Annotated in this window: 4 protein-coding genes; all 4 read right to left on the reverse strand. The window is 69.1% G+C overall.

Annotated elements, in window-relative coordinates:
- Positions 1–159, reverse strand: a 159-nt coding sequence (locus GA0115259_RS26175; RefSeq protein ID WP_305129657.1) for a biotin/lipoyl-containing protein, incomplete at its 3' end; no start/stop codon positions are given.
- 55 nt (positions 160–214) lie between these two features.
- The gene (gene lpdA, locus GA0115259_RS26180; protein WP_093601576.1) at positions 215–1,603 is read right to left on the reverse strand and encodes a dihydrolipoyl dehydrogenase; all 1,389 of its coding nucleotides are present in this window, start codon (positions 1,601–1,603) and stop codon (positions 215–217) included.
- A 439-nt stretch (positions 1,604–2,042) separates the two neighbouring features.
- A complete protein-coding gene (locus GA0115259_RS26185; RefSeq protein ID WP_093601578.1) occupies positions 2,043–3,557 on the reverse strand; it encodes a leucyl aminopeptidase in 1,515 nt (504 codons plus the stop codon).
- A gap of 159 nt (positions 3,558–3,716) precedes the next feature.
- Positions 3,717–3,927 (reverse strand): adenosylcobinamide-GDP ribazoletransferase (locus tag GA0115259_RS26190; protein WP_176732658.1); only part of this gene is annotated, 211 nt, incomplete at its 5' end.

The following is a 3,927-nucleotide window of genomic DNA, read 5'->3' on the forward strand; positions in this document are numbered from 1 at the left end:
GCCGGCCGGGGCCGGGATCTCGGTGTCGACCTTGTCGGTGGAGACCTCCAGCAGCGGCTCGTCGGCCTCGACGCGCTCGCCCTCGGCCTTCAGCCAGCGGGTGACAGTGCCCTCGGTGACGCTCTCGCCGAGCGCCGGCAGGGTTACGGAAACCGCCATGGTTTCAGTTGCTCCTAACGAATGTGCGGTAGTGGTCGTCAGCGCCCGGACTGAATCAGTCGTGGGAGTGGAGAGGCTTGCCGGCCAGGGCGAGATGGGCCTCGCCGAGCGCCTCGTTCTGGGTCGGGTGCGCGTGGATGAGCTGCGCGACCTCGGCAGGCAGAGCCTCCCAGTTGTAGATGAGCTGAGCTTCGCCGACCTGCTCGCCCATACGGTCACCGACCATGTGGACGCCGACCACGGAGCCGTCCTTGACCTGGACGAGCTTGATCTCGCCCGCGGTCTTGAGGATCTTGCTCTTACCGTTGCCCGCGAGGTTGTACTTGAGAGCGACGACCTTGTCCGCGCCGTAGATCTCCTTGGCCCTGGCCTCGGTGATACCGACGGAGGCGACCTCGGGGTGGCAGTACGTCACCCGGGGCACACCGTCGTAGTCGATCGGCACGGTCTTGAGACCGGCCAGCCGCTCGGCCACCAGGATGCCCTCGGCGAAGCCGACATGGGCGAGCTGGAGCGTCGGGACCAGGTCACCGACGGCCGAGATCGTCTCGACGTTCGTCCGCATGTACTCGTCGACGAGGACATAGCCGCGGTCCATCGCGACGCCCTGCTCCTCGTAGCCGAGGCCCTGCGAGACCGGGCCGCGGCCGATCGCGACGAGCAGCACCTCCGCCTCGAAGGCCTTGCCGTCGGCCAGCGTGACGCGGACGCCGTCCTGCGTGTACTCGGCCTTCTCGAAGAACGTGCCGAGGTTGAACTTGATACCGCGCTTGCGGAACGCGCGCTCCAGAAGCTTCGAGCTGTTCTCGTCCTCGACCGGCACGAGATGCTTCAGACCCTCGACCACGGTCACGTCGGTGCCGAAGGACTTCCACGCCGAGGCGAACTCCACACCGATCACACCGCCGCCGAGGATGATCGCGGACTGCGGGACGCGGTTCAGCTTCAGCGCGTGGTCGGAGGAGATGATCCGCTCGCCGTCGATCACCAGGCCCGGCAGCGACTTCGGCACGGAGCCGGTCGCGAGGAGCACATGGCGGCCCTGGACCCGCCGGCCGTCGACATCGACGGAGGTCGGCGAGGAGAGCCGGCCCTCACCCTCGATATAGGTCACCTTGCGGGAGGCGACCAGACCCTGGAGGCCCTTGTAGAGGCCGGAGACGACCTCGTCCTTGTACTTGTGCACACCTTCGATGTCGATGCCCTCGAAGGTGGTCCTGACACCGAACTGGTCGGCCTCGCGCGCCTGGTCGGCGATCTCGCCGGCGTGCAGCAGGGCCTTGGTGGGAATGCAGCCGTTGTGCAGGCAGGTACCACCGAGCTTGTTCTTCTCGATCAGGGCCACGTCCAGGCCGAGCTGCGCTCCGCGCAGCGCCGCGGCGTAACCGCCGCTACCGCCGCCGAGGATCACTAGGTCGAAAACGGTGCTGGCGTCGTTCGCCACGTCACGTCCTCCATGCATGTGCGCCGGGCGCGGTCTCCATGACCGGGCGGCGGCTGGTGTTCGGCCGCTTTTCTTCGGCCCTGTGGTGGGGGCCCTGTCCTGCCGAGAACCCATCTTCGCACTTGTTCGGGCAAGCCGGGACGCGGGGCCCAGGTGTGAGATGAGTAACGGGGACCGCCAAGCGGTTACCGGAACGTACAGCTTTCCGGCCCTGGGCGGAAAACACCCAGGGCCGGTACACCTATTCCCCTTTTTTTGAGGGCTCGGTTCGCCTCCGGGGGAGCTCTATGCCGATGCCGACGGTCGACCGTGCTCGATTCGCTCGTACCTCACGAACCTCCGCCCGCGCGGCGGAGCCGCATATCGAGCACAGCCTCCCTTTCGGCACCGACGCGCCCCTTCGGCTCATTCGCCGGCAGGCGACAGGAGGCGGCCGGGGTCAGAAGCTCTCCGCCAGCTTGACGAGCGTACGGATTGCCGAGCCGGTGCCGCCCTTGGGTGTGTAGCCGTACGGCGCGCCCTCGTGGAAGGCCGGGCCCGCGATGTCCAGGTGGGCCCAGGTGATGCCCTCGCCGACGAACTCCTTCAGGAAGAGTCCGGCGACCAGCCCGCCGCCCATCCGCTCGCCCATGTTCGCGATGTCGGCGGTCGGGGAGTCCATGCCCTTGCGCAGATCGGCCGGGAGCGGCATCGGCCAGGACGCCTCGCCGGCCTGCTCGGCCAGCTTGTGGATGGTGGTGCGGAACGCGTCGTCGTTCGCCATGATCCCGAACGTACGGTTGCCCAGCGCCAGCACCATCGCGCCGGTCAGCGTCGCCACGTCGACGATCGCGTCCGGCTTCTCCTCGGAGGCCCGGGTCAGCGCGTCGGCGAGGACGAGCCTGCCCTCGGCGTCGGTGTTGAGGACCTCGACGGTCTTGCCGCTGTACATGCGCAGGACATCGCCGGGACGGGTTGCCGAGCCGGACGGCATGTTCTCCGCGAGCGCCAGCCAGCCGGTGACATTGACGGGGAGACCGAGCCGGGCGGCGGCGATGACGGTGGCGAACACCGCGGCGGCGCCGCTCATGTCGCACTTCATGGTCTCGTTGTGACCCGCCGGCTTGAGCGAGATGCCGCCCGAGTCGTAGGTGATGCCCTTGCCGACGAGGGCGAGCGTCTTCTCCGCCTTGGGGTGCGTGTACGCGAGCCGTACCAGCCTGGGCGGATTGACCGAGCCCTGGCCGACGCCGAGGATGCCGCCGTAGCCGCCCTTGGCAAGCGCCTTCTCGTCGAGGACCTGGACCTTGATGCCGTTCTCCTTGCCCGCGGCGGTGGCCACGGCGGCGAAGGCCTCGGGAGTCAGATCGTTCGGCGGTGTGTTGACGAGATCACGGGCGCGGTTGACCTCTTCGGTCAGCGCGATCGCACGGTTCGCGGCGGCCTTGTGGGCCTTGTCGCGCGGCTTGGCGCCGACGAGTGTGACCTCGGCGAGAGGCAGCTTCGGGCCGTTGTCGCCCTTCTTGCCGTTGTTCTCGCCGCCCTGGTACGCGATGAAGGCGTACGCGCCGAGCAGCGCGCCCTCGGCGACGGCCTCCACGTCCTCGGCCGTCTCGACGGGCAGTGCGAACGCGGCCTTCTTCCGGCCGGAGAGCGCGCGTGCGGCGGCACCGGCGGCGCGGCGCAGCGGCTCGGTGCCGTAGGTCCCGTTCTTGGCCGGGGCCGGGCCGAGCCCGACCACCAGGACGACCGGGGCCTTCAGCCCGGACGGCGCAGGCAGTTTGGTCACCTCGCCCTCGGCGCCCGAGACACCGAGGGCCTCCAGGACGCTGCCGAGCTTTCCGTCGAAGGCCTTGTCGACGGCTTCGGCGCCCGGCGCCACGACCGGCCCCTTTGCGCCCTTCGCGACGCCGACGACGATCGCGTCGGCGCGCAGGGTCGCCGCGCCGGCAGTGCTGAGAGTGAGAGCAGTCACGGTGGTGGAATCTCGCTTCCGTTGTGTTCCAGCGGTCGAAGGGTGGGCCGACCGAGCCCGCCGTATCGTATTTCGGCCCGAAGGGGGGCAGGAACGAGCCTACGCTGAGTGATGGACAGCCCTTACGGCGGCGGTAGTTCACCTGTGTGTGGCCGTTCCTTAACCGAGCGTCAGTACGACGAGGGCCGCGGTCGCGGACATCTCCGCGAGGGCGCCGAAGACATCGCCGGTGGTTCCGCCGAAGCGCCGTACGCAGTGACGCAGCAGCAGCCACGCGGCGCCCAGGGCGGCCAGGACCGCCAGCGTGTGGTGCACGGCGCCGGAGATCCCGAAGACCGCGCCCGCCGCAGTGCCGGCAGCCGTGACGAGC

Source organism: Streptomyces sp. MnatMP-M17 (assembly GCF_900091995.1).
Taxonomy (GTDB): Bacteria; Actinomycetota; Actinomycetes; order Streptomycetales; family Streptomycetaceae; genus Streptomyces.